This window comes from Microbispora bryophytorum, from assembly GCF_006874465.1.
GTDB lineage: Bacteria > Actinomycetota > Actinomycetes > Streptosporangiales > Streptosporangiaceae > Microbispora > Microbispora bryophytorum.
In genome coordinates this window covers 58,700-77,958 of record NZ_VIRL01000009.1, presented here as the reverse complement: position 1 = coordinate 77,958, position 19,259 = coordinate 58,700, and the positions used below count along the sequence as shown (strand labels likewise).

Here is a 19,259-nt window from a genome sequence, read left to right as displayed (position 1 = left end):
GCCTGGGCCGAGTTTCTCGTGCCGATCCTCGTCCTCGCCTACCTCCTGCTGCGGCGGCGCACATGATCTCGCAGGCTCGGCCGGCGTTGCTCGCCCTCCTGACGTCACTCCTGCTGTCCGCCTGCGTCAGTCCCGCGTGGGACGACCACGACTACGCGCTCAAGGCCGGGAAGACGGCGGAGTCGGCCGTCTCGGCCGTGCGCTTCGCCCGCTCCGCCGTCGCGTACCGCGAGCGGATAACCGGGCCGTACGCCGAGGTCCTGCTGACCGAGGCGGTGCAGGACCTGAGCAGCGTGAACGACCAGTTCGGCGGGGTGCAGCCGCCCTCGGACGCCTCCGACCGGATCAGGGACGAGGTGCTGCGCCTCACCGAGAAGGCCGAAAGCGAGGTGGAGGACCTGCTCATCCAGGCACGCCGCGACGGGGTGAAGGACCCGGCAACGGCCTTACGGGATCTGGACAGGCTCGCGAGCGAGCTGAGCGACTTCGCGGAGAAGCACAGGTGAAAAGACTCGTCGGGGTCACGCTCGGCATCCTGACGGCGTTCGGCGGCTTCGTGGACATCGGCGACCTGGTCGCCAACGCCGTCGTGGGGTCGAGGTTCGGGATGTCCCTCGCCTGGGTGGTGGTCGTCGGGATCATCGGGATCTGCGTCTTCGCCGAGATGTCCGGCAGGATCGCGGCGGTGTCGCAGCGGCCGGTCTTCGACCTCGTCCGCGAGCGCATGGGCCCGCGCGCCGGACTGGTCAACCTCGGCGCGTCGTTCTTCATCAACGTGCTCACGCTCGCGGCCGAGATCGGCGGCGCCGCGCTCGCGCTGGAGCTGGTGACGGGTCTCAACTATCTGCTGTGGGTGCCGCCCGTGGCCCTGGTCGCCTGGCTGGTCATGTGGCGGGTGAAGTTCGACACCATGGAGCGCGTCTTCGGGCTGGCCGGGCTCGCGCTCGTCGTGTTCCTCGTCGCGCTGTGGCAGCTCGGGCCCGACTGGGGCGCGCTGACCACGCAGCTCGTCCGGCCGCCGCAGGACGAGGGCGTGCCGACCTACCTCTACTACGCGATCGCGCTGCTCGGCGGGGCGATGACGCCGTACGAGGTGTTCTTCTTCTCCTCGGGCGGCGTCGAGGAGAAGTGGACGCGCAAGGATCTGGTGACGGCGCGGGCCAACGTGTTCGTCGGCTTCCCCCTCGGCGGCGTGCTGTCGCTGACGATCGCGGCGTGCGCGGCGACCGTCTTCATGCCGGTCGCGGCCGAGCCGGACTCGCTCGGGCAGATGGTGCTGCCGGTCGCCGAGGGACTGGGCAGGATCGGGCTCGGCGTGGTGATCCTCGGAGTGTTCGCGGCCACGTTCGGCGCGACGCTGGAGACCGCCCTGTCGTCGGGCTACTCGCTGAGCCAGTATTTCGGCTGGCAGTGGGGCAAGTATGTGGCGCCAGGCCGCGCCGCCCGGTTTCACGTGACCGTGCTGGCCTCGGTGATCGTCGCGACCGCGCTGATCCTCACCACCATCGATCCGATCAAGGTGACCGAGTATTCGCTGGTCTTCTCGGCCGCGGCCCTTCCGCTCACCTACCTGCCGGTTCTCATGATCGCCAACGATCCGGACTACATGGGGGAGAAGGTCAACGGCAGATTCAGCAACCTGCTGGGAAGTTTCTACATGGTGCTGCTTCTCGTCGTGGCGCTCGCGGCCATCCCCCTGATGCTCGCGACGAAGGCGGGGCAGTGACGGCGCGGCGAGAGGAGGGTGAGGCATCGATGAGCGAGCCGGCGCGGGTGCTGCACGCCCGTCTGCACCTGCTCGACCGGCAGGTCGTCAGGGAGAGCGACGACCGCCTGCTGTGCAAGGTGGACGACCTGGAGGTGCGGCCGGGCGACCGGCCGTACGTCACCGCGATCCTGTCCGGGCCGCTGGCGCTCGGCCCGCGGCTGGGCGGCCTGCCGGGATGGCTGATGACCGAGACCGACCGCCTCTTCCGGGGGGAGGAGCGGCCGGGGCCGTACCGCATCGAGATGAGCGCGGTGACCGAGATCGGCAGCGCCGTACGAGTGGCCGGCCACCGGCAGGACCTCGCGCTGGAGCGCTGGCTGACCAGGAACGTCGTCAGCCGCATCCCGGGAGCGGCGGGTACTCAGGAGCAGGACGCTCCCGATGACGGCGGGCGGGAGGCGCCGGAGAACGCCCTCAGGGTGAGGGAGAGGCGGGAGGACAGGCCGGGCACCATGCGGCTCGCCGGGCTGCTCGGCCGCACGGTCCGCGGCCCGTCGGGGGAGGTCGCCGGCAACACGGTGGACGTCCGCCTGGTCCAGGACGGGCCGCTGCTCGCGGAGGTCCAGCAGGCGTTCCGGCCGGCCGGGCTGCTGATCGCCCGGCGGCGTGCCGGGCGGCTCTTCGGGTACGAGCGCGGCCCCGGGCTGTGGCGGCCGTCGCTGCTCGGCGCCCTCGTGCGGCGCATGCACGGCGAGATCCGGTACGCCGAGTGGGACCAGATCGAGTCATACGACGACGAGGAGATCACGCTGAGGGTCGCCTGGGACCGGCTGCGTACGACGGCCGACCTGTGAGAGATCCCCGTCGCACAGGGGGTGAAGCGGTGGGAAATAAGGTCGGGGGCATGGCTCTCGCTGCTGCTTTCGGGGCGATGCTGCGCACGGCGGACGGCGTCCGCATCGACGCGGCGCACACGCCCAACGGCTCACTCGATCTCGGAATCGTGGTCGCGCACGGCTTCACCGGCACGTGGAGAGGGCCGGACACCCGGCGCATCGTGCACGTGCTGTCGAAGTTCGGCGGCGTGGTGTCGTTCGACTTCCGGGGGCACGGCAGATCCGGCGGCCAGTCCACGGTGGGCGACCTGGAGGTCCTCGACGTGGACGCGGCGGTCAAGCACGCCCGCGCCATCGGCTACCGCCGGATCGCCACGGTCGGCTTCTCGATGGGCGCCGCCGTGGTCGTGCGGCACGCCGCGCTGCACCGGGGCGTGGACGGGGTGGTGTCGGTGAGCGGCCCGGCCCGCTGGTACTACCGGGGCACCAAACCCATGCGCCAGGTCCACTGGGCGATCGAACGCTGGCACGGCCGGCTGGCGGCCCGGCTGGCCAAGCGCACCAGGATCGCGGGCGCCGGATGGAACCCCGTCCCCCTCCCGCCGTACAAGGCGGCGGCGCTGATCGCGCCCACCCCGCTGCTGATCGTGCACGGCGACAGCGACCCGTTCTTCCCCACCGAGCACGCCTACCAGTTGTACGAGTGCGCCGCCGAGCCGAAGGAGCTGTGGATCGAGTCCGGATACGGTCACGCGGAGGCGGCGGCCACCCCTGACCTGGTCCGGAAAATTGGTCATTGGATCTCGCGAACCAAAACCCTATAAGGGTCGTCTATACGGGTTGTGCGGATTCGGACCCTTCCATCCGTGCCGCCGATTGGGGGATCGGCGCACACCTTCACACGGTGTGGCCCAGCGTCGCGGGGGCGCGCTGGGCGGTTTCACCGGCCCGGTGCGGCACGCACGCCGTACCGGGCCGGAGGGACGCGTTCAGCCCAGGCGGGCGATGGACTTGGTCTCCAGGTAGGCCGACAGGCCCTCCGGTCCGAGCTCCCGGCCGAGGCCGCTGGCCTTGAAGCCGCCGAACGGCGTGTTCGGGTCGAGCGTGTGCATCATGTTGACGCCGTAGGTGCCGGTGCGCACCCGGCGGGCGACGTCCATCCCGTGGTCGGTGTCGGCGGTCCAGACCGAGCCCGACAGGCCGTAGTCGCTGTCGTTGGCGATCCGCACCGCGTCCGCCTCGTCCTCGTACGGGATCACCGTCAGCACCGGGCCGAAGATCTCCTCGCGGGCGATGCGCATGTCGTTGGTGGCCCCGGCGAAGACGGTCGGGGCGACGTACCAGCCCCGGTCGTACGGCCGGTCGAGGCCGCCCACGACGGGCTTGGCGCCCTCCTCGATGCCCGCCCTGATGTAGCCCTCGACCCGTTCCTGCTGCCGCCTGGCCACCAGCGGCCCGATCCCGGTGGCCGGGTCGGCCGGGTCGCCCACCTGCTGGCTCGTCACCATCTCGGCGACGGCCTGGACGACCTCGTCGTAGCGGTTGCGGGAGGCGAGGATGCGGGTCTGCGCGACGCACGCCTGGCCGTTGTTCATCAGCGAGGCCATCGACAGGAAGCCCATGGCCCCGGGCAGGTGGCAGTCGTCCAGGATGATCGCGGCCGACTTGCCGCCGAGTTCGAGCGTGCAGCGCTTGAGCTGCTCGCCGCAGATCGACGCGATCCTGCGGCCGGCGGCGGTCGAGCCGGTGAAGGCGACCTTGTCCACGCCGGGGTGGGAGATGAGGTGCTCGCCCGCCTCGCGGCCGGCCGCGACGATGTTGACGACCCCGGCCGGAATGCCGGCGTCTGTGATCATCTCAGCGAGCAGGTAGGAGTCGAGCGGCGTCTCGGGGGCCGGTTTGAGCACCACCGTGCAGCCCGCGACGAGCGCCGGGGCCAGCTTGGTCATGGTGACGAACTGGGGGACGTTCCAGGGGACGACGGCCGCCACCACGCCGACCGGCTCGCGGCGGACGACCACCGGGCCGAACATGCCGGGTCGCTCCTCCTCCTCGGCGAACGTCGCGCCGAGGCCGGCGTAATACTTGAGCATGCCCAGCGGCTGCGGCGCCTGGGCGAGCTGGGAGAACGTGATCGGAGAGCCCATCTCCGCCGTGATGATCTCCGCCATCTCGGCCTGACGCGCCTCGTAGATCTCCGCCAGCCGTCCCACGATCGCCGCGCGCTCGGCCATCGTCATCCGCGGCCAGGGCCCGTTGTCGAAGGCGTCCCTGGCGGCGGCGACGGCGCGGTCCATGTCGGCGGCGGTGCCGTCCGGGACGCGGCCCACGACCTCCTCGCTGTGGGGAGAGATCACCTCGATCGTGTCCGTGCCCGCGGGGGCCACCCAGTCGCCCCCGATGAACAGCGTGTCGTGCTGCAACATGCCTGCCTCCTGCTCGGGCGCGTCTTCGCGCACTCAGTAGACCGAACCATGTTCTGGTCGGCCTTGGCAAGAGCCGCCGGGGTCCGGCCCGCACCGGCCCGCACCGGCCCGCGCTGGGCGGCGTGGGCCGGGTGGCGCGGGCCGGACCCCGGGTTCTACGGACGCGCTCGTCCGAGCAGGTGGGTCATCGCCCGGCGGATCAGGTCCGTCCGCATGGCCTGAGTCGTCGCGCCCTCCGCGCCGAAGCCGAAGTAGACCGTGTCCTTCGTGGTGATGCCCGCGCCGTCGTCGAGCGCGCGGTCGCTGCGCACCCAGTCGTTCAGCGCGACCCAGGACCCGGGCGGCGGCCCGGCGACGGTCCAGCCGCCCAGGTCGTCCTCGAACGAGGTCTCCGCGACGGTCGCGCCGTCGGCCCTGACGGTCACGTCGTCCAGCCACACGCCGAGGCCCTGGGTGCCCCAGTCGCTGATGTAGGAGATCGACACCTCGACCTTCTTGCCGGCGTACGCCGTCAGGTCCGCCGACCACTGCTGCCAGCCGTTCGACGAGCCGGAGGCCGCGTGCCACGCGCCGGTCGTGCCGGTGGCGGTGCAGGACGACGCGCCGTCGTACGTCTGGTAGTGGGCGGTGAACGGATGGATGTCCACCCAGCCGCTGGCGCAGCTGTCGCCCGCCTCCTGCGAGGTGTGCCCGTTGGCGTCGGGCAGCGTCGTCCAGTCGTCCTGGCCCGCCGTGTGCGCCTCGACGGTCAGGAAGTCCCAGTTCGGCTCGGTGTTGTACGACGTCCAGAACGACAGCTCGCCACTGGTCTTGCCGGTGAGGTCGATCGTCCTCGTCAGGCGCTTGTAGGACACGTCCGCCTGACCGCTCTGCACGTCCCAGGAGCCGGTGTGCGGACTGAACGGCGATCCCGTGTCGTACTGCCACTTGAGCGGGGCCGAGGCGGCGAACTGCGGGAACCGGTCGGCCGGCAGGACCGAGGAGGTCGTGACGAACGAGGCGGTGCGGTCCTGGTTGCCGGGCGAGTCGCCGCCGTTGAGCGTGCCGGTGAAACCGGCGAAGGCGCCGCCGGCGCCCCGCAGCGGCAGCGTGTTCCCGCCGGCGTCCTGGCCGCCGCCCTCCACGTAGGTGTAGGCGCCCAGGTAGTACTGCACGAAGTCGTTGCTCAGCGAGAGGCACGGTGGCTTGCTCAGGGTCGTGCATTCGGGTTGCGCCGGGTAGTCCGGCTCGTACCAGTAGGAGCCGTTCGTGTTCTGGCCGTACAGCGCGTACTTTCCGGTGGCGAGCAGCTTGCCGCCCTCGTTGAGGTAGTCGCGGAACGCCAGCTCCAGTGACTCGGCCAGGTTGGCGGCGCTGCCGCCGGGCTGCCCGGACGCACGGGGGATGATGTCGTCGCCGGTCTCCCAGACCACGGCCTTGTAGTGGCTGAGGACCCCGAGCGGGTGGGGCGCCTTGCGGCCGTTCCTGTCCACGTCGTACACGTCGGAGGAGTAGCCGGCCTCCTTGAGCGCCTTGGCGTAGTCGTCGGCGTACTTCGCCTCCGTGACGCCCTGGGCCGGGCTGATGCCCGTGACGTCCTCCGCCGCGACGATCAGGACCTTGCCGCCGACGTCCGTGGCGACCTTGTAGGTGAACTCCTCGCTCTTCTTGGTGACCGAGCGGAACCACACCTTCACGGTGTCGCCGGGTTTCGCGCCCTTGACCGTGCCCCTGAGCTGGTGGAAGTAGGTGTCGTAGCCGTCGCCGTACCGCTCTCCGCCCTTCCATTCGGAGGTCGGGGCGATCTTGGTGCGGCCGCCGTTGATCTGGTATTCGAGGAACACGGGCCCGAGCTTGCGCTTGGCGTTCACCTGCACGACCTGGTCGGTGCCGTAGCTGACGTCGAACGCGTCCACCACGAAGTCGGGCACGGTGGCGCCGAGGTGGCTGACCGGCTCGCTCGGGTTCGGCGCCGACTTGAGGACGTCGAGCGCGAAGGGAAGCTGTTTCTCGAACTCGGCCTGCACCAGCGCCTCGTCGTCGGGGAAGACGAAGCCGCAGCCGTCGCAGCCCTCCTCCAGCTCCGGCGTCCAGGCGAGCGTGCCGTACGCCTTGTGCGCGTGGTCGGTGGTCTCACCGTTGGTGGTGTAGAGCTCGGCGCCGACCCCCGGGTCGAAGCCGGGGACGGCCGGGTTCTCGTCCGTGCCGGTCAGCGCCAGGTAGACGGGATCGTCCGCGGTCTTCGTCGCGACCTGCCAGCCCTCCGGATAGAGCAGCAGCGGGCCGAAGGAGTGGTAGTTGACCTGCGCCTTGAAACGCAGCCGCTTGAGCAGGCCGTCCATGGCCCGGGTCTCGGGCTCGGACACCGCGCCGGCGCCGCGGTAGGTCTCACTGCTGAAGACGCCGGAGGAGCCCTCCTCGTCGTATCCCCAGCGGGTGGGGAAGTTGCGGTTGAGGTCGACGCCGTCGTTGCCCGTGATCTGGCCGTCGCCGTCGTTGTCGCGGAGGTTCTTGCGCCAGAGCCGGTTGCCCTCGGTGAAGGTGAAGTCGTAGCCGTCGGGGTTGGCGACCGGCACGAACCACACCTCGGTGGTGGTCAGCAACCGGCCGACGTCGGATTTGCCCTTGTTGGCCACCAGATACTTCAGCAGCCGCATGTCGACCTCGGCCGCGATCCACTCACGGGCGTGCTGGGTGGCCGAGTAGAGCACCGACGGCTTGACGCCGTCGGGCAGTACCCGGGCCAGCTTCGTCAGCTTCAGCGCGAGGATGTCCCTCCCCTGGAGGGTCTTGCCGATCGTCTCCAGCTTCGCGATGTCCTTGTTGGCGTCCGCGATGGATCGCAGCTGGTCGGCGATCCCGCCCTTCTCCGAGTAGGACTTCCAGACGGTGTATCCGCCGGCCGCCTGCGCCTTCGCGGCCTGCGACTGCGTCTGGCCCTGCGGGTTGCGCACGGGCTGCGGGCGGTAGCCGAGGATCTGGAGCTTCTTGAGCTCGGCGGGGGTCGCCGTCAGTTCGACGTGCTCCTTGTCGCCCGCGAGGTGCCGCTGGACGACGTCGAAGCCCTTCTGGGTCAGCGTGCTGGAGGTGCCGGGCGCGCTGTCGAGCTGGTAGAGGTCGGCTTGGTCCGCTGGGGGGAGCGAGTCGCCCTGGCCGGCCTGCGCCGGGGATACCGGCAGCAGGAGCGCCGCGCCGAGAACCGCGGCGGCCAGAGTCGAGACGATCTCTCGTCGGGACATCGGTGAGCCCTTCGTGGGGGGTGACGATCTCCCGAATCTCCGTCGGGGTCAAATTGTGTTCAAGTGCGGTAAGGCGTCGCGTAAGTCTCGAATTGGTTACAGCACGGAAAAACCGGCAGTTGTCCGTTTTGAGCCCAAGAGTTTCGCCTGTTCCGGTAGCAGACGTAAAGATCGTCTTCTATAGTTTCAGGCCGAATCCGAGTGGAGGTCGCGTGCGGTCGGGACGCTGGGCCAGACTGGCGGTGGTCACCACCGCGCTACTCGTCGCACCGTCTGTTTCGGGCGCCGTCTCGGGGACACTCACCGCCGAGGCCGAGCCCGACCAGCAGGCCAAGCTCCGCAAGCTCACCCAGGAGGCTGCCGCGCTCCAGAAGGAGTACCGCGGCGAGATCCTCAGCCTGGAGGACGCGAAGAGGGCCGTGCAGAAGGCGTCCGGCAGGGTCAACAAGCTGAAGGGCGACCTGGTCGCGGCCCAGCGGCAGGTGGCCGCGTTCGCCCAGACCTCGTACATGAGCGGGGGCGCGGACGCCTCCCGGCTCTTCTCCCTGTCGGCCGACCCGAGCTCGCTGGCGACGCTGGCCTATCTGGGCAACGCCAGGACCGAGCGGCTCAACAGCGTCAAGGGTCTCGTCGTCAAGCAGAAGAAGGCGGCCGCCGCGGCCTCCGACGAGATCGACAAGCTGCAGGCCCACATCAAGGAGCTCAAGTCGAGGCGCGGAGAGGTCGAGCGGCTGATGGCCAAGTACGGCTTCCAGACCCCCGACGCCGGCAGCGGCCTGACGCAACGCCTGGTCACCGTACGTAACGTGATCATGTCGCAGTTCCCGATGCCCTTCAGCGTGGGCTGCCTGCGGGCCGGCGACCCGGGGGAGCACGGCAAAGGCCGGGCCTGCGACTTCATGATGAGCAGCGGCGGCCGCATGCCCGACGCCGTGGCCAAGGAGCGCGGCGACGCCCTCGCGCAGTGGTGCATCCAGCACGCGAGCGAGTACGGGATCATGTACATCATCTGGCAGCAGCGCTACTACGACATGCGTACGCGTGCCGGTTGGCGGATGATGTCCGACCGCGGCGGCATCACGGCCAACCACTACGACCACGTTCACGTGTCGGTGCTCTGAGCCTCCAGGAACTTCCGCAGCCAGTGGTAGGACGCCTTCGGGGTGCGCCGCTGGGTCTCGAAGTCGACGTGGACCAGGCCGAACCGCTGGTGGTAGCCCTCGGCCCACTCGAAGTTGTCCAGCAGTGACCAGACGAAGTAACCCCGCAGGTCCACGTCCGCCTGCCGCATCGCCCGGATGTGGCCGTCGAGGTAGGCGATCCGCTCCTGGTCGTCCAGACCGTCGTAGGAGCAGCCGTTCTCGGTGATGTAGACGGGCGGCAGCGCGTCGCCGTACCGCGCCTTGAGGGAGTCGAGCAGCTCGCGCAGGCCGTCGGGGACGACGGGCCAGCCGAACGCCGTGGTGGGAACGCCGGAGATCTCTTCGAACCGGAACGGCAGGCCGTCCCGGGGACTGCCGATTCGCGTGGGGTTGTAGTAGTTGATCCCCAGCCCGTCGAGGGGCTGGGCGATCGTCTCCAGGTCACCGGGTCTCACCGGGATCTCTACGCCGAACGCCGACAGATCGGGGTAGGCGCCGGTGAGGACCGGGTCGTTGAACAGCCGGTTGTGCAGGATGTCGTACGTCTCGGCGGCGGCCAGGTCCTCTGGCGAGTCGGAGGCGGGCCAGACCGGCGTGCAGTTGTTGGTGATCAGCACCTGCTCCACCCCGGCCGCGCGCAGCGCCTGCGTGGCCAGGCCGTGTCCGAGCATCTGGTGGTGGGCCACCGGCAGGGCGTCGAACATGAGCGCCCTGCCCGGGGCGTGTATGCCCAGGCCGTATCCCTCCACCATGTGGACGAACGGCTCGTTGAGCGTGATCCACATGCGTACGCGGTCGGCCAGTCGCTCGGCCACGACGGCGGCGTAGTCGGCGAAACGGCGGGAGGTGCCACGGCTCAGCCAGCCGCCCTCGTCCTCCAGCGCCTGCGGCAGGTCCCAGTGGAACAGCGTCGGCACGGGAGCGATGCCGCGCTCGCACAGCGCGTCGACGAGACGGTCGTAGAAGTCGAGCCCGGCCTGGTTGACGGGGCCGGCGCCGGTGGGCATCACCCGGGGCCAGGCGATGGAGAAGCGGTAGGCGTTGACGCCCAGGCCGGCCATCAGCGCGACGTCCTCGGGGTAGCGGTGGTAGTGGTCGCAGGCGACGTCGCCCGTGTGCCCGTCGCGAACCCGGCCGGGAGTGTGGGAGAAGGTGTCCCAGACCGAGGGCCCTCTGCCGTCCTCGGTGACCGCTCCTTCGATCTGGTACGACGCGGTGGCCGTTCCCCAGAGGAACATCATGCCGCCTCTCTCCGCTAATATGAGGAGAACTCATGTTAACTCGGATGTATGAAAAGCGGGAGACAATAGCGGAATGACAACAGGGGGAGCACTCCGCCGACAACCCTCCCAGCGCCGCAGCCAGGAGCGGGTCGAGCGCATGCTGGACGAGTGCGCCCTGCTGCTCGACGAAGTGGGATACGCCGCCCTGACCACCAAGGAGGTCGCCCGCCGGGCCGAGGTGCCGATCGGGACCTTCTACCAGTTCTTCACCGACAAGCAGAGCCTGGTCCGCGCGCTCGCGCTGCGGAACCTGGAGGCGTACCTGGACCGGATCACCTCCCGGCTGGCCGCCGAGCCGCTGTCGGACTGGACCGGCGTCGTGGACCTGGTCGTCGACGAGTTCGTGCGCATGAAACGGAGCACACCCGGCTTCGGCGTGGTGGACTTCGGCGAGGTGCTCGCCACTCCCGGCGGCCCCGCCCTGCCCGGCACCCAGCGGATGCTCGACGAGGCGCTGGAGAACAACGTGGTCGTCGCCGACCGCCTGCGCTCCCTGATCGTGGACCTGCTCGGCGTCGCGCCCGGCGAGGGGCTGTCCCGCGCCTTCGTCGTCGCGGTCGAGGCCGCCGACGCCGTGCTCAAGCTGGCCTTCCGTGCGCACCCCGGCGGCGACCCCGATCTCATCGCCGAATGCAAACGCCTCGTGCGCCGCTATCTTTCAGATCACCTGCGCTAACTTCATGACCCCGAATGTTCGGGGCTGAAGTGCCGTTTCCCCTTCATACTGAGGCGGCATCAGAGGTCGTTTAAGGGTTTTGAGCTGGCCGAACAGCGGAGCCAATATCGCCAATTGGGAGGGGCATGTCGCGCAGGCCGAATCCGGTGGATCCCGGTGCGTCGCCTCGGGAGATCTTCGACTGCGGTTGCTGGTGCGCGGCGAGGAGGCCGGTCACGGCCTGTACGGCCAGCGCGACCCGCAGACCGTGCTCGGCCTCGTCGAGAGCGCCGAGCGCATCGCCGGAGGGCCGACCGTGGACCTCCAGACCACCCGGGCCAAGGCCCTTGCCGTGCTCGGCCGGCACGACGAGGCGCGTACGGCGCTGGACGACCTGCTGCGACTGGCCTCGGCGGGTGTGGCGGCGGACTCCTTCGGCTTCTGCAAGCCCAACCGGATCCATTTCGCGGAGAGCTGGGTGCATGCCGGGTCGGGTAATGAGCCCGAGGCGGACCGGGCACGCGACGACCTTCTCCGATCAACCCACGACGACCAGTACGACGCGAACGTCCGCCTGCACGAGGCGCTGTGCACGGTCGCTCAGGGCGGCGTCGACCAGGGCATGCGCCAGGCGGCGACATTGATCGACCGGCTCGCCCCCGAATACCGCAGCCACCACGTCATCGAGACCGGGCGTATGGTCTTGCACGCCGCACCACGTGACCGGCAGGAGCGGCCCGCCGTCGGCGAGCTACGCGAACTCCTCACGCTCGCATCCGCGAGCAGCAGAGCATGACTCTGCACTGAAGCGGCAAGCCGCAGGTCCTGCGATCGCCGGCGGGGTCACTGTCGGGTTGAGCGGGATGGCCAGTGGATGTCGTCAGAGCAGGCCGTATCTGACTCTGATCGTCTTGGCCTCTTCCTCTGTCACCTCTGGCGGTGTGCGGGCCAGTGCCTGGCGTAGGTCGGACAGGATCCTGTCGCTCGCGGCGCGGACGCGGGAGCGGCACGGACGCCCCGGGACGACGGCGCCGTCTGCCCCGAGACGCAGGAAGAGGCCGCTCGCGTGGTGCCGTTCGAGACAGCGACGTGATCGCGAACGGAGGGAGCGGCCTATTCCTCGGAGCCTGTGCAGGTCACCGTCAGCACGTGCGGCATGCCGCCGTTCAGGCAGGCCGGCCGGTCAGGAGGCGGGTCGTGATGTCCGTCAGGCGCTCGCCCTGGTAGCGGGCGGCCGCGAGAGTGTCCTCGGACGGGGCGCCCGCGCCGCCCGGGTGGGCGGTGCCGTACGGGTTGCCGCCCGCGGGGTACACCACCGGGTTGGTGTAACCGGGCGAGACGATGATGGAACCCCAGTGGTGGAAGGTGTTGTAGAGAGCGAGGATCGTCGACTCGTTGCCGCCGTTGGCGTTGTGGGCGCTGGCGAACCCGGTGGCGGGCTTGTTGGCCATGACGCCCTGCTGCCAGATGCCGCCCGTGGTGTCGATGAACTGCTTGAGCTGTGAGGCGATGTTGCCGTAACGGGTCGGCGAGCCGAAGGCGTAGGCGTCCGCCCAGACCAGATCGTCCAGCGTGGCGACCTCGACGTCCTTGGTGGCCTCGACGTGTTCGCGCCAGGCCGGGTTGGCGTCGATGGCGGAGTCCGGCGCCAGTTCGGCGACCCGGCGCAGCCGGACCTCGGCGCCGGCCTTCTCCGCGCCCTCGGCGACCGCCTTGGCGAGCTGGTGGACGTTGCCGGTGGCCGAGTAGTAGATGACAGCGATCTTGGCACTCATGATGACGTCTCCTCCGAACGACGACGATCAACCGGATAGCTATCCGGTTCGTTGGCAGTAAATCGGATAACAATCCGGTTTGCAAACCGGAACCGGATCTCCGGTCCGGTAGCCTCTGGACCATGGCCCGCAGCGAGCTTCCCGTCACCGGACAGGTTCTGCCGGAGCGCGCGGACGCCGCCCGGAACCGGCGCAGGATCCTCGACGCGACGGCCCGCCTGATCGCGGAGCAGGGCCCCGAAGCCGTCACCATGAACGCCGTGGCACACGCCGCGGGCATGGGCGTCGGCACCGTCTATCGCCGGTTCGGTGACGTGAGCCGCCTTCTGCTGGCGGTGCTCGACGATGGTGAGCAGCGCTTCCAGGAAGCCTTCATGACCGGCCCACCACCCCTTGGCCCCGGCGCTCCGCCCGCCGATCGGCTGCGTGCCTTCCTCCACGTGGTCGCCGACCGGATCATCGAGCAGGGCGAAATCATGAGAGCGGCGGAGTCCGCCTCACCGGGAGCCCGCTATCAGAGCGGCGCCTACCTCGCCATGCATACGCATGTGTCCGTGCTGATGCGCGAGATGAGACCCGAATCGGACCCCACGGTCCTGGCCCATCTGCTGCTCGCGCCGTTCGTGCCGAGCCTGTTCACGCACCTCACCGTCGGATGTGGACTGACAGGGGACCAGGTCAAGGCTGGCATCGACAGCCTGCTCGGGTTCTCGTGACGGCCGGCCGCCTCATCGAGATGACCGTGGTTTGACGACCCAGACGCCCGTGCCGTACATGGCCAGCCCGAGCGCGACGAAGGCCGCCGCGACCGGATAGCGCAGCCCGGACGGCATGTACGTGGCCAGGAACCACGTGTGGCGCAGCATGCCGTTCGTCACGAAGACGGCGGCGATGATGCCCTGGGGGACCAGCGGGATGGCGCCGAAGCCGAAGCACAACCAGGCGATCGTCTTGTGCGTCTTGGACAGCTCCTCGAAGCGGAACTTCATCGTCGCCTGCGGCTTGCGGCCGGACCGCATCACGTCCAGCAGTTCCGGGCCCTGCGACCGCAGTCGCCGCTCGGCGAGCAGGCCTAAGCCCCAGTGACACAACACGCCGGTCACGACGCCGACGGCCACGCCGGCCCAGCCGTACCAGATCGCCACCAGGCCTGCCGGCACGGCCGTCAGGAGCACCAGCGCCAGCATCAGATAGGCCAGCCCGGTCAGGCCGCCGTCGTCCTCGCTGGTGCGCAGCGGGTTGCCCGCGCGGCGATGCGGGTCGGTGCCGGGCACCAGCCCGTACGCCGAGACCAGCGGCACCAGCCCGGTCGCGCCGCCCAGCAGGGCGGGCAGCAGCGCCAGGATCAGGGGCCACGGCCCACCGGTGACCGCGGTGAACGCCACGGTCAGCACGATGGCCACCGGCGCGTGTGCCGACAGCCAGGCCAGCTGCCTGCCGCGCACGTCGCTCGCGCTCGGTGTCATCAGCGTCAGCCACAGCGCGGTGCCGTCGGTGCCGTACAGGTTGGAGGTCATGGCCGCGGCCATCACGATGAAGATCGGACCCGCGTACGGCAGCATGCCGTCCCAGCCGAGGACCAGCGGGCTGGCCGCGAAGCAGACGCCGTACGACAACGCGAAGGTCAGCTGGTGGTTGCGCACCAGGTCGCGCGACCAGGTGCGCAGCTCCTTGGCGACGATCGCGCCGTTGGCGGTCGCCGCCCGCATCGGGCGTCTGCCCCGGGTGGAGGGTCGCGCGGCGCCCGCACGCCTGCTGAGCAGCGCGGCCCACGCGCCCAGGAGCAGCAGCGCCAGGAGGGCCAGCGCTCCAAGCGCCCACCACTCGCCCTGGACGGCCAGCAGGCCCCACCCGGAGGGCAGGTACCAGACCACGGCGGGCACACCGGTCTGGCCGAAGAGCATGAAGAAGACCCAGATCTGGCCGAGCGCCGCCAGTATCGCGCCGTTGAGCAGGCCGGAGACGATCGCTCCCGGCCGGGTGCGCAGCGCCAGCCCGACCACCGCCACGGAGACCTTCGACAGCAGCACGAAGACAGCCAGCTGCAGCGCCGTCGCCGGCACCGCCACCAGGGCGTTGGCGACGCCGAGCCTGACGCCCGCGACCAGCAGCCCGAGCAGGGCGGTCAGGCTCACCAGCGGCGCCACGCCGACGAAGGCCGAGACCAGCAGCCCGGCCGCCAGCCGGCGCGGTGACAGGCCCAGCAGCGAGAAGTACTCCGGACGCAGCGTCTCGTCGCCGCCGCCCATGAAGATCGGGCCGAGTATCCAGCCCAGCAGCCAGACCGCGTACCCGGCTGCCAGCAGGTCCGGATCGGTGAAGGCCAGATAGATCGTGCCCGCCGCGAGCAGTGCGCCGAGCACCGCGCCCGTGCCCGCGGTCTGCGCCCGGGTGCCACGGAAGGCGTGGCGCAGCATCGCGACCTTCATCCGGGCCATGGTGAGCGTGGTCAGCGCGACAGCCACGATAACTCCTTGATTCCGTTGTCCCGCTCGCCGACGAGCTCGACGAAGGTCTCCTCCAGGGAGCTCGCGCCACGCACCTCGTCCAGCGTGCCGGCGGCGGCCACCGTGCCCCGGTCGATCACCGCGACGCGGTCGCACAGCTGCTCGACCAGAGCCATGACGTGGCTGGACAGCACGATCGAGCCGCCGCCCGCGACGAAGCCGCGCAGGATCGTCTTGATCGTGGCGGCCGACACCGGGTCGACCGCTTCGAACGGCTCGTCCAGCACCAGCAGCCGCGGCGCGTGCAGCAGTGCGGTGGCCAGCCCGATCTTCTTACGCATGCCGGTCGAGTACTCGATGACCAGCGTCTTTTCCGCGCCGTCCAGCTCCAGCACGGCCAGCAGGTCCTCGGCCCGTCGCGCCACCACCTCCTTGTCGAGCCCCCGCAGCAGGCCCAGATAGGTGAGCACCTCGAGCCCCGTCAGCCGCTCGGGCATGGCCAGCCCGTCGGGCAGCACCCCGACCATGGCCTTGGCCCGCTCGGGGGCGGACCAGACGTCCTCGCCGAAGATCCTGGCGCTGCCGCCGTCGGGCCGCAGCAGGCCGACGGCCATGGACAGGGTGGTGGTCTTGCCGGCGCCGTTCTGGCCGACAAGCCCGAAGAAGGAGCCCGGGGGGACGCTGAGGTCGATGGTGTCGACGGCGAGCTTGTCGCCGAATCGCTTGGTCAGCCCGCTGATCTCCAGCGCTGGCGTCATGGTGCTCTCCTAGTGGCGAGAGAAAAGACGGTGGACAGCTCGACGGCCAGGCCGCGGAGGTCGAGGTCGGGGTCGTTCAGCAGGTGACCGGGCACGGCGTCGACGGCGCCGCGAATCGCGATCGCCATCGGCCGTAGTGGGAAATCCCGGAACTCACCGGTGTGCTGTCCCCAGGCCAGCACCTTCTCGATGTCGGTGAGCGCGGTTTCCTGTTGCGTGGCGTACGGGCCGTGGCGGTCGTGGGTGATGATCTCCACGAGGGCCAGAAGGGGTTCGCGGTGCAGGCGCATGAACTCGAGGTTCGTCTCGAAGTACACGCGTAGCGCCTCGGAGGCGGTCTTCTGCGCTGTGATGCGCGGCACCATCAGGTCGGTGGCGAGCTTCACCACGTAGGCGACGACAGCAGCGATCAGTTCGTCCTTGCTGCCGAAGTGGTACGAGATGAGCCCAGGGGTGATCCTCGCGAGTTGAGCGACTTTCGCCATCGACGCCTGCCGGTAGCCGAGCGTCGCGAGGGCCCTGATGGTGCAGTCGATGATCTGCGCTCTCCGGGCGTCCTCCGTGAACGTCCGTCCTCCTGATGCCACGTTCAGGATCCTAAACGCTCATTCAATGACTACACAAGATCTGTTCAGATGGCACGACGTCAGCAACGGCGTGTGCTCGCCCTCGGGCAGCCGTACTCCAGCACAAGCGGCTTTCATCGGCCCCGGGTGAGGGCCCTGCGGCCGCGCGCCACGATGGTCTCGACGTCCGTCAGGTCGCTCATGTCGTGAGCGCTCGCCAGCGCCTCCTTCGCCGCGTCGTAGGCGTCCAGGACCGCGTTCCAGTCCACGTCGCCGGTCCGGTCCGTCAGGCCGTCGATCTCCTCGCCCAGCCGGGTCACGTTCTCCTCCTGCGCGCGTCTGGCGTCCGCGAACCGGACCGCCTGCTCGGCGGCCTGCTCCCTCGCGACTCTCCTCCGCCGCACCCTCGCCGTGGTCAGCCCGGCGACGATCCAGAGACCGAGCAGGCCGGCGATGCCGAAGAAGACCAGCCAGCCGACGGACAGGCGGCTGGAGGACCCCGACAGGTCGATGTCCTCGGCGAAGTCCTGCTTCAGCCCGGTGACCTCGGCGCCTTCGAAGGTGGCGCCCCGCAGTCCGGCGTCGCTGAGATCGGCGTCGGTCAGGACGGCCCTGCGGAAGACCGCGTCGCGATACCTGCCGCTGTGGAGGTACGCCCGGTCCATCCTGGCGCCGGTGAAGTCGGCCTGGTCGGCCGTGACGCTGATCAGCTCCGCGTCACGGAGGTCGGCGCCGACCAGCTTGGCCTGCGTCAGGACGGCGCTGCCGAGCGCCGCGTCCGACAGGTCGGCCCGGGACAGGTCGGCGCCCGCGAGATCGGCGCCGCCGAGCTTGGCGCGCCGCAACCGCGCGCCCCGCAGGTCGGCGCCCTTCGCGGAGCGAAGGCTCGCCCCGACGGCGGAGACGTCACGCAGGATCGCCCGGTTCAGCTTGACCCCCGTCAGGTCGACGCCGTCCAGCTTGGCTCCGGTCAGGTCGGCGCAGCTCAGATCGTCGGGGAAGTCCGTGACCGAGGTCAGGTCCCAGCCCCGGTAGTCCTGACCGCTCCCGGGCTCGCACGACGGGCCCGGCGCGGGCAGATACCTGGGCACGCCCCTGCTCCCGGTCAGCCTGGCGTCCCTGACATCCCGCAGGTCGGCCCCGGTGAGGTCGGCCCCCCTGAAGTCCGCGCCGGTCATCACCGACTCATACAGTTGCGCGCCGCTGAGATCCGCCTGCCGCAGGACGGTCCTGATGAACGTGGCGCCGTAGAGCCTGGCCTTCGGCGCCTTGAGCCGTCTAAGGTCGGCCCGGCGCATGTCCGCGCCGTAGGCGGCGGCGTCGGTCAGATCGACGCCGACCAGCTTCGCGTCGTCGAACTGCGCGTCGTACGTCTTGGCCCGCGCCATCGTGGCCCCGCTCAGGTCGGCCCCCTCGAAGTGCGCGTAATAGGGCGAGGAGTCGTCCATCGTCGCCTCGCGCAGATCGCTGCCGCGCAGGTCGGCGTAGTACAACTCGGCCTCGGACAGGTCGGCCTTGCGCAGGCTCGCCCCGGCCATCTGCGCGTACCCGAGGTGGGCCCCCTTGAGCGAGGCCCCGGTCAGATCGGCCCCGACGAGCACGCTGCGCACGGTCAGGCCGTCCAGCTTGGCGCCCCGGAGATCCGCGCAGGACAGGTCGGCGGGCAACGTCGTCCGGGTGAGATCCCTGCCGGCGAGATGCGGGCCGCTGCGGGCACGGCAGGGCGGGTGGTCGCCGGGCGTCGCCGCGGCGGCCGGGGTCATCGGAATCGACAGCAGAACCGCGGCGGAAAGGGTCACCAATCCGGCGATCGAGCGGGGGGTTCCGCGCATTTCTCACTTGCTCCATCGGGGACGCCGCCCGGACGTTCCCTGGGGAGACGCGGGCGCCGGATCATATGTGGCACGACCCGTTATAAATCCTTGGGTTGCGCTCCGCTTGCGAAACACCTGCAGAAACGACCACCTGTCCACGAAAGCCTTCATCTACACGAGATGCGATGTGCCAGGATCAACGGCGTGGGCGTGTACACACCTGGACAGGTCGTCGAGGAGACCGGGTTCAGCCTCGACACCCTTCGGTACTACGAACGGATCGGGCTGCTGGAACCGGTCGGCCGTAACGCGGCGGGCCAGCGGCGGTTCAGCGAGGACGACGTGAGCTGGCTCGGCATGATCCGCTGCCTGCGCGACACCGGCATGCCGATCGCGGAGATGCTGCGCTTCGCCCAGCTCGTACGGCAGGGCGAGCACACCATCGAGGACAGGATCGCGCTGCTGGCGGAGCACGACCGCAAGGTCGAGGCCCAGATCGCCGACCTGCGGCAGAAGCAGGGCGGGATCCAGCGGAAGATCCAGTACTACAAGGACGTGCTCACCATGCGCGACATGCTTCCCGACTGCGAGCAGACCTCCTGAGACGCGCACGTGCCCGGCCGGCCGGTGA

At 69.8% G+C, this 19,259-nt stretch carries 17 protein-coding genes; 9 read left to right on the top strand and 8 right to left on the bottom strand.

Translation table 11 applies throughout. From position 1 onward, the window contains the following. Positions 1–62 precede the first annotated feature (62 nt). From FLX07_RS18035 to FLX07_RS18020, 4 genes are read left to right on the top strand one after another with little or no spacing between them, the layout of a single operon-like run. Positions 63–506 (top strand): hypothetical protein, encoded by a 444-nt coding sequence (locus FLX07_RS18035; RefSeq protein WP_142571975.1) that lies wholly within the window; start codon positions 63–65, stop codon positions 504–506. Continuing rightward, positions 503–1,726 (top strand): NRAMP family divalent metal transporter, encoded by a 1,224-nt coding sequence (locus tag FLX07_RS18030; RefSeq protein ID WP_142571974.1) that lies wholly within the window; start codon positions 503–505, stop codon positions 1,724–1,726. The genes FLX07_RS18035 and FLX07_RS18030 overlap by 4 nt, the downstream gene beginning before the upstream one ends. 29 nt (positions 1,727–1,755) lie before the next feature. Then, a complete protein-coding gene (locus tag FLX07_RS18025; protein ID WP_142571973.1) occupies positions 1,756–2,562 on the top strand; it encodes a hypothetical protein in 807 nt (268 codons plus the stop codon). A gap of 50 nt (positions 2,563–2,612) precedes the next feature. Then, the gene (locus FLX07_RS18020) at positions 2,613–3,368 is read left to right on the top strand and encodes an alpha/beta hydrolase (RefSeq protein ID WP_223853548.1); all 756 of its coding nucleotides are present in this window, start codon (positions 2,613–2,615) and stop codon (positions 3,366–3,368) included. Positions 3,369–3,533: 165 nt separating this feature from the next. On the opposite strand, the gene FLX07_RS18015 is transcribed toward FLX07_RS18020, so the two are convergent. Then, complete coding sequence (locus tag FLX07_RS18015; protein WP_142571972.1) at positions 3,534–4,970, bottom strand: aldehyde dehydrogenase; 1,437 nt, start codon at positions 4,968–4,970, stop codon at positions 3,534–3,536. 155 nt (positions 4,971–5,125) lie between these two features. Further along, on the bottom strand, positions 5,126–8,188 hold the full coding sequence (locus FLX07_RS18010; RefSeq protein WP_142571971.1) for a M14 family metallopeptidase: 3,063 nt from the start codon (positions 8,186–8,188) through the stop codon (positions 5,126–5,128). Between the two features lie 212 nt (positions 8,189–8,400). Here FLX07_RS18010 and FLX07_RS18005 point away from each other — a divergent pair, with 212 nt between their 5' ends. Continuing rightward, on the top strand, positions 8,401–9,309 hold the full coding sequence (locus FLX07_RS18005; RefSeq protein WP_142571970.1) for a coiled-coil domain-containing protein: 909 nt from the start codon (positions 8,401–8,403) through the stop codon (positions 9,307–9,309). On the opposite strand, the gene FLX07_RS18000 is transcribed toward FLX07_RS18005, so the two are convergent. Next, a complete protein-coding gene (locus FLX07_RS18000) occupies positions 9,291–10,568 on the bottom strand; it encodes a GH1 family beta-glucosidase (protein ID WP_142572114.1) in 1,278 nt (425 codons plus the stop codon). The two genes, FLX07_RS18005 and FLX07_RS18000, sit on opposite strands and share 19 nt — an antisense overlap. Positions 10,569–10,644: 76 nt before the next feature. Here FLX07_RS18000 and FLX07_RS17995 point away from each other — a divergent pair, with 76 nt between their 5' ends. Continuing rightward, a complete protein-coding gene (locus FLX07_RS17995) occupies positions 10,645–11,289 on the top strand; it encodes a TetR/AcrR family transcriptional regulator (protein ID WP_142571969.1) in 645 nt (214 codons plus the stop codon). A gap of 79 nt (positions 11,290–11,368) precedes the next feature. Further along, a complete protein-coding gene (locus FLX07_RS17990; protein WP_142571968.1) occupies positions 11,369–12,064 on the top strand; it encodes a hypothetical protein in 696 nt (231 codons plus the stop codon). 370 nt (positions 12,065–12,434) lie between these two features. Here FLX07_RS17990 and wrbA read toward each other — a convergent pair whose 3' ends face one another. Next, positions 12,435–13,043, bottom strand: coding sequence for an NAD(P)H:quinone oxidoreductase (gene wrbA, locus FLX07_RS17985; RefSeq protein ID WP_142571967.1), 609 nt, complete (start codon positions 13,041–13,043; stop codon positions 12,435–12,437). A gap of 122 nt (positions 13,044–13,165) precedes the next feature. On the opposite strand from wrbA, the gene FLX07_RS17980 reads away from it, so the two are divergent. Further along, positions 13,166–13,759 (top strand): TetR/AcrR family transcriptional regulator, encoded by a 594-nt coding sequence (locus FLX07_RS17980; protein WP_142571966.1) that lies wholly within the window; start codon positions 13,166–13,168, stop codon positions 13,757–13,759. A 12-nt stretch (positions 13,760–13,771) separates the two neighbouring features. Here the strand turns inward: FLX07_RS17980 and FLX07_RS17975 are convergent, their stop codons facing one another. The 4 genes from FLX07_RS17975 to FLX07_RS17960 all read right to left on the bottom strand — a co-directional run bounded on the left by FLX07_RS17975 (position 13,772) and on the right by FLX07_RS17960 (position 18,646). Next, a complete protein-coding gene (locus FLX07_RS17975; protein ID WP_142571965.1) occupies positions 13,772–15,508 on the bottom strand; it encodes a hypothetical protein in 1,737 nt (578 codons plus the stop codon). Beyond that, positions 15,493–16,248 carry an ABC transporter ATP-binding protein gene (locus FLX07_RS17970; RefSeq protein ID WP_142571964.1) on the bottom strand — a complete coding sequence of 252 codons (756 nt, stop codon included), beginning with the start codon at positions 16,246–16,248 and terminating at the stop codon, positions 15,493–15,495. The genes FLX07_RS17975 and FLX07_RS17970 overlap by 16 nt, the downstream gene beginning before the upstream one ends. Beyond that, the gene (locus tag FLX07_RS17965) at positions 16,245–16,835 is read right to left on the bottom strand and encodes a TetR/AcrR family transcriptional regulator (protein ID WP_167748294.1); all 591 of its coding nucleotides are present in this window, start codon (positions 16,833–16,835) and stop codon (positions 16,245–16,247) included. Before FLX07_RS17965 ends, FLX07_RS17970 begins: the two co-directional genes overlap by 4 nt. A 113-nt stretch (positions 16,836–16,948) precedes the next feature. Then, positions 16,949–18,646: a pentapeptide repeat-containing protein gene (locus FLX07_RS17960; protein ID WP_142571962.1), complete on the bottom strand. Its 1,698-nt coding sequence runs from the start codon at positions 18,644–18,646 to the stop codon at positions 16,949–16,951. Between the two features lie 186 nt (positions 18,647–18,832). Here FLX07_RS17960 and FLX07_RS17955 point away from each other — a divergent pair, with 186 nt between their 5' ends. Next, complete coding sequence (locus FLX07_RS17955; RefSeq protein ID WP_244311160.1) at positions 18,833–19,231, top strand: MerR family transcriptional regulator; 399 nt, start codon at positions 18,833–18,835, stop codon at positions 19,229–19,231. Positions 19,232–19,259 lie beyond the last annotated feature (28 nt).